This is a genomic window from Candidatus Thorarchaeota archaeon, assembly GCA_013388835.1.
Lineage (GTDB): Archaea > Asgardarchaeota > Thorarchaeia > Thorarchaeales > Thorarchaeaceae > JACAEL01.
Window position 1 is genome coordinate 1 of record JACAEL010000081.1, and the last position, 5,836, is coordinate 5,836.

Sequence of the window (5,836 nt, forward strand, 5' to 3'; positions counted from 1 at the left end):
ACCATGGAAACTCTATCCCTGTACTCCTGTTGCTAGCGCCTCCTTATAACTCTTCTCAAGTTCCCGGCTCTGTTGCATAAGTGGATTTGACCTGTCACCGCATGGCTGAGACTGACACAGATGGTGGCTTTCAGTGTCCATACTCGTGTGAATCAGGCAGTGCTGGCCTCTCTGCCGACTCCGGACTTGACTTCTGTAACAGAGCCGGTCCTTCTAAGTGAGCGACACTCCCTGTACTCTTTGGATTATCTGTCCAAGACCAAGCCCTACTAGGAAATAGAAGGCGTAGAAGTACAGACCAAAGCCACCGGGTACGTGGTCGCCTATGAAGCCCACCAGAAATGGCAGCGCCTTGCCGACGTCGAAGGGAAGGACTGCGACGAACCGTCCTGCATAGAAACCACTCAGAAGCGAGAAGATCAACATGAAGGGTATTATGAAGAAGAGTGAGGGCTTGCAGCGTGCCCCCATCATCTCCTTCTGTATCCGGTCTATGTACGCCTTTCTCCGTTTCACCTTCCTAAGGAGCTTCTCGTTCTGTGTCTGCTGGGCCCTCTTCATGTCTTCTTGGTACTGCTTTATCTCTGCCTGATATCTCCGCAGCCGCCTTATGTCCGAGAACCTCTTCATGGCCAGATTGCTGACTGTGGTGATTGACACCGAGATGAGCGCCACGAATACACCTGACCACCCCATCTGGGAAACCAGGTCCACAAGTTGGGCAACCACGTCTTGCATGTGGCCCTACTCCATAAGAGTGTCATAGAGCTCAGTCGCAGCGGACTCGACCTGTCCCTGCCTGTTCTTCACTATCCTCACGGTCGCTCCAGTCAGTGTGCCAGCTGCAACAGCTGCGGCTCTGCACATCTGCTGGTGGACCTCAATCTCATCGACAAGTTGTGCGTCCCTTGTTCTGGTCGTATCCTCACTTCTACGAGATGCTATGTCCTTTGAATCCGCCTCGACAAGCACTATCGTCTTGGGTTGCAGTGCTCTTACGACCCACTCCGGGAGACCTATCAGGTATCCGTTGTTAGTCTGGATGAGAGTATGAGTGTCTACGATGACTCTGGCGGTCTTGGCCTGCTTGGCAATCGCCTCTCCAGCCATCTTCTGAATCTCTCTCTGCTTGGCTGTGGGGAGTTTTCGCATCTCGTCCCTTGTCTTGACGAGCCCCCTCTTGGACGCAACGTCCAACATCGCAGTGCCGAAGTTCAGTACCAGGACCTCTTCGCCATGCTTCTCCTTCACCATATTGACGGCAGTCGTTATGACTGTTGTCTTGCCAACACCTGGTATCCCAGTCACTATTACGACCCTGCTTCTGTCTGTCATTTGGACAACCCATCCGTTTTCTGTCTGACTCCTGCTCCCTAGGAGGACGATATATACCATTCTGTTCCTGAGAATGGTTGTGTGGGCTGTGGGAGCCATCCACTCCCACAGTCAATCTGTCTATCAGACGCCTAGCAGCCCAGCGATTCCTTCGCCGCCCGCCTCTGCCAGCTGTTCCTTGGCAATCGTTTCGTAGTACTGCTTTATGATCGAGACCATCAGGAGTATTCCAGTACCGCTGGCAAGAGCTCCGAAGATGTCAGCACAAGCGGCGAGCACGCCTATGAGTACTCCGCCAAGGCCCGCTACGACGGGGATGTATCGCTCCAGCAGACGCTCGAGCACCTTTTCGCTTCTTCTGAAGCCGGGCACAATGTACCCTGAGTTGAGAAGCTGTCTTGACACATCCCTTGGGGCAATGCCACTGATGTCAATCCAGATCTTGGAGAAGCCCCAGCAGAGCAGGACCATCAGCAGTGCGTATATGGCAACATGCAGTATGCCCATGCTCTCGGAGAACACTGCGTAGATGCCCTGTGGTGGTGTGATGAAGTATGCTAGGCCCCCTGTGGGTATCAGTCTGGTTGAGTCTGGGTCTTGCTCGTACGTTCCAAGGATGTTAAGGAACGGGTTTGTGCCAGTCGAGTTGAAGTTGGTGTGTATGATTTGGCCAAAGAAGAGCACGTTGGCATAGAGTGCCTGAGCCAGTATGACAGGGATGTTAGACGTGTACAGCAGTTTGATTGGGTATCTGGCCTTCATTCCCCTGTACTTGGCGTATTGGAGCGGTACTTCCACTCTCACCGCCTCCAGCCATAGGACTGCAAAGAAGATGACAAATGTGACCACGAGCCCAAACAATGCGGGGTCGTAGCCGTTGCGGAACACCAACCAGCCGATGTCCACTGGCGGACTTGGGCCTCCAGTAATATACCTCACAAGGTTGGCAATTAGCGCGGCTACTATGCCCTTTGGCAGGCCTGTCGGGTTCTCTGTGGGGCTCGACTCGAGGTCGACTATGTTGAACATGTTGAAGATGACTTGGCCGGCAACGTTAGTCATGATGAAGAGTGAGACACCTGACCCGAGACCCCACTTCTTCTGGACAAGCTCATCCATCAGAATAATCACCATTCCGGCGAAGAACAGCTGGACAAAGACCAGGATGCCCTGCTGGATGGTCAGGTCTCCGTACGCGCGGCCCCAGATGTACGCCCATGCCTGAAAACCTGTCATCAGCATGGCCAACACCTTCTGTCCTCCCGTGAACAGTGCTCTGTCTTCAGGGTCACTATAGTCTACACCGATGATCTTCGAGCCTGCGAGTAGCTGCATCACAAGTCCTGCAGTGACTATGGGTCCAATACCGAGTTCCATCAGGGTGCCTCGCGTGCTAGCAAGAATCACGCGCATTGCCCAGAGATAGTCGGTTCCCGCTGACTGACTGATACCGTAGAGCGGAAGGTGCGACATGATTAGAAAGATGAGCAGCACTACTAACGTCCAGACCGCCTTCTCACGGAAGGACACATTCCGTTCTGGCGGTTTGACCACTGGCATGAAACGCACCAGTGGCGACAGCATCTTTAGGAACTTGGATGGCAAGCCTTATAGCTCCTGCAGGTTTTCTGCGTTGCCTGCCGGGCTGGACTTTTAACATTGTTGGTGAAAACCGTGATTAGCAGGCTGTCGCTCTCTGAAGGTATCTTGTGAATAGAGATGGCGTACAACCAGCCGCCCGGCAGTTGGATGCTGCTATACAACTTGGTAGCGGGTCTCCTTGTAGTGCAGCACAGACCAGTGCATGCCATACGGTCTTCAACTTTGGGGCTGCTGCTGCGAACCCACACTGACTCAGTGAACTCTTGCACGGCCGGTTGGGCCTTGACTGCCCAACTTCTGGAAAGCAGCCACCGACCCCGGCCGAGTCTCATACTGTCACTCGGGAAGGTCGACACTGCCGCCAGCGCCGATTATCTTTTCCCGTGCGCTCGCACTGATCTGTCTAACTCCAGTCAGTTCAAGCGCATGCACTACCCTTCCTCTTCCCAAGACCTTCTCGACGCCGAGGGTTGGCATGTCTAGGACGTACTTCTTGCCGTCCTTTCTTGCGCGGCCCTGTTCAACAAGATGCTCGACTGTCTCGTCAAGCTGACCGATATTGATGGTCGTGGGTGACACCGTCAGCCCCTGGAAGCGTTTGAAGCCGTGCTTGCCAAAGTAATGAGGATTCTCCTTGATTGTTGCAATCCATCGATGCTTGTGTCTGCCAGCATTGCCCCTTCCGCCTCTTTGACCGGCTGCTCTGTGTCCCTTGGTGACCCCATAGCCGGTTGTCCTGTCTCCTCTGTGACCTCTAATCTTGCGTTCCTTGCGCTTCTGCATTCTTAAGACACTCCTCATGCCTTCTTGAGGCGAACCTCCAGCACTCCGTTGCGAATAGCTGACTTCGCCTCTTCTCTCTTTACTTTGACTGGTAGCTCCACTGTCTTGTGATAGGGCCTGTGCGGGTTCTCCACATCAAGGATGAGGGTAGTCCCCTTCACACGGACCCTTATCTGATCCTTCTCGACGCCGGGAAGCTCGGCGACGACCACGACTTCCTTGTCCTCTTCGATGACATCGACAAGTGGCTCAAGCACGGGTCCTGCTTCGAGTTCTTCTCCCACCGGTCTGTCGCCAAATCGCTTCAGCCTGGGTTTTCCATCTGGACCGATGTCGACGGAGAAGCCAAACATGAATGGTCTCACACTACGGTGCTCTCGCAGCACCCGGTCAATGGCTTGGGGGTCTAGCATCCTGCCTTGCTGAAGGTCCTCGAACATCTTGTTCATCATCTCTTCAATCTGCTTGAAGAGTTCCTCTGGAAGGAAGTCCCCTATCCATTTTCTGAGGTCCCTGTTCGGGTCATTGTCTTCCGAGTCATCCCATGACATAGTACGCACATCTCCACTAGGCCATCTGTCTGACGAGTCTGTTTATCTCTGCCCCTCGGTATCCCGTGATTCCGCCGGCGGTCACGGGCAGGCCATGCTTGCCCTTGTATCCTCCACTTGGGGGCGTGAGTCTGAAGACGGGCTTAAGTCCCGCGACGTCCGACACACTCGCCGTGCCATCAACAATGGCTTTAGCTAGGGCCTTAATGGACTTAAAGCTGCTGTTCTTCCTCACATGTTCATCCGTGAGTCTTCGGTTCCCAGGCAGGCGTCCTCTCTTCGTCAGTATCAGGTCGGCTGTTTCCTCATCTATCTCACCCCATGTGATATAGTCTTTGGCCCTCTGAACCATACCAAACAGGCTGGGTGTGAGTCTGAGTATGCGTGCCTGATGTACCCTTCCGAGAAGAAGCTTGTTGAGCGTGTCCTCTATCTCCGGACGCACCCGTGCTTGGCCTCTGACCCGAATGGCGATGATGACTGAATCAGTAGTACTCATTCTTGCAACGCTCCTGCGGCACTCCACTCCTGAGGTGGCAGCATCCTGTAGGTCTTGACCAGTGCATCGACGAATGCCTTTGCAAAGTTTGACGAGGTCCTAGACCTACCCTTGCTAATGGACCAGACGTCTCGTAGACCCGCAATTCTGAGCACCACCTTTCCGACATCTGCGGTCACCAGACCGGTTCCCTTTGGGGCAGGTCGCAGAGTGACCCGCACTGAGCCTGCCGAACCACTCACCTGGAATGGTACACTGTGAGTGTCTGAACATCTACACTCCCACGAACCACAGCCCAGTCTGAACACAGTGATTGCCATCTTTGCTCTGTCCTCAGCAGCTCTGACAGCCGGTACGAACTCTGTAGCCCTCCCGACTCCGATGCCGATGACGCCTCTCTCATTACCGACTACAACGGTTATCCGAAAAGACTTGATCTCACCAGCATCTGACTGCCTCTGAACCATGGCGACATCAACTACCTCTTGACGAAGGTCTGGGAAGAGAGTGTCGATGATTCCGGCTTCTCGGACCACCATGTTCTGTTGGAGTATCTCCTCAAGACTGTTGATGTGACCTTCCTTCACCATCTTGCCGAGCTCGGTCCGCGGCACCCACTCTTCTAGGGGCTCCATCTCTTCCCGAGGCTGTCTACGCCGTCTCTGTTGTTCCCTACTCATGCGTTTTCACTCCTTGGTGGATTTCTTTGCCTTCTTGCCCTTGCTGCGGCTCACTAGCTTCTTCGTCCTTGGCTTTCTCGGCTGTGCACGTGGAGCCTTTGGCACGACGACCTTCTTCACCTTCTCACCGGGCTTCTTCGGTACAGGTACTGGCTTGACGGAAGACTTCTTCTTCAGCTCTGCTTCAGGCAGAGCGAGAATCGCCTTCTTGACGCTCTCGTATGTCTTTGGCAGAGCCGTGAGCGTCGTCTTCTTCTTTCCAAGTCTCGAGAATGCATACTCATCTGTACCACTATCAGTAGAGTACTGGAAGGCCGCTGTGATATGCTCACCTGAGAGCCGGTCCTCGCCGGGAATCACCTCTGGATCATGCGGCACCTCGACAC

General features: G+C 54.1%; 8 protein-coding genes. All 8 read right to left on the minus strand.

From position 1 onward, the window contains the following. Positions 1 to 213 precede the first annotated feature (213 nt). Positions 214 to 738 carry a DUF106 domain-containing protein gene (locus HXY34_12720; protein ID NWF96997.1) on the minus strand — a complete coding sequence of 175 codons (525 nt, stop codon included), beginning with the start codon at positions 736 to 738 and terminating at the stop codon, positions 214 to 216. A gap of 6 nt (positions 739 to 744) precedes the next feature. After that, positions 745 to 1,335: an adenylate kinase gene (locus HXY34_12725; GenBank protein NWF96998.1), complete on the minus strand. Its 591-nt coding sequence runs from the start codon at positions 1,333 to 1,335 to the stop codon at positions 745 to 747. Positions 1,336 to 1,458: 123 nt separating this feature from the next. Then, positions 1,459 to 2,940, minus strand: a complete 1,482-nt coding sequence (secY, locus tag HXY34_12730; protein ID NWF96999.1) for a preprotein translocase subunit SecY — start codon at positions 2,938 to 2,940, stop codon at positions 1,459 to 1,461. 333 nt (positions 2,941 to 3,273) lie between these two features. After that, the gene (locus HXY34_12735; GenBank protein NWF97000.1) at positions 3,274 to 3,720 is read right to left on the minus strand and encodes a 50S ribosomal protein L15; all 447 of its coding nucleotides are present in this window, start codon (positions 3,718 to 3,720) and stop codon (positions 3,274 to 3,276) included. Positions 3,721 to 3,734: 14 nt separating this feature from the next. Beyond that, complete coding sequence (locus tag HXY34_12740) at positions 3,735 to 4,271, minus strand: Hsp20 family protein (GenBank protein ID NWF97001.1); 537 nt, start codon at positions 4,269 to 4,271, stop codon at positions 3,735 to 3,737. A 16-nt stretch (positions 4,272 to 4,287) separates the two neighbouring features. After that, on the minus strand, positions 4,288 to 4,770 hold the full coding sequence (locus tag HXY34_12745) for a 50S ribosomal protein L30 (protein ID NWF97002.1): 483 nt from the start codon (positions 4,768 to 4,770) through the stop codon (positions 4,288 to 4,290). After that, on the minus strand, positions 4,767 to 5,405 hold the full coding sequence (locus HXY34_12750; GenBank protein NWF97003.1) for a 30S ribosomal protein S5: 639 nt from the start codon (positions 5,403 to 5,405) through the stop codon (positions 4,767 to 4,769). Before HXY34_12750 ends, HXY34_12745 begins: the two co-directional genes overlap by 4 nt. 51 nt (positions 5,406 to 5,456) lie before the next feature. Then, on the minus strand, positions 5,457 to 5,836 hold a 380-nt coding region (locus HXY34_12755), incomplete at its 5' end, for a hypothetical protein (protein ID NWF97004.1).

Excerpts from the sequence above, each read along its gene's own strand:
- HXY34_12720 (NWF96997.1), bottom strand. The coding sequence starts at position 738 with ATGCAAGACGTGGTTGCCCAACTTGTGGACCTGGTTTCCCAGATGGGG.
- HXY34_12725 (NWF96998.1), bottom strand. The coding sequence starts at position 1,335 with ATGACAGACAGAAGCAGGGTCGTAATAGTGACTGGGATACCAGGTGTT.
- HXY34_12735 (NWF97000.1), bottom strand. The coding sequence starts at position 3,720 with ATGCAGAAGCGCAAGGAACGCAAGATTAGAGGTCACAGAGGAGACAGG.
- HXY34_12740 (NWF97001.1), bottom strand. The coding sequence starts at position 4,271 with ATGTCATGGGATGACTCGGAAGACAATGACCCGAACAGGGACCTCAGA.
- HXY34_12745 (NWF97002.1), bottom strand. The coding sequence starts at position 4,770 with ATGAGTACTACTGATTCAGTCATCATCGCCATTCGGGTCAGAGGCCAA.
- HXY34_12750 (NWF97003.1), bottom strand. The coding sequence starts at position 5,405 with ATGGAGCCCCTAGAAGAGTGGGTGCCGCGGACCGAGCTCGGCAAGATG.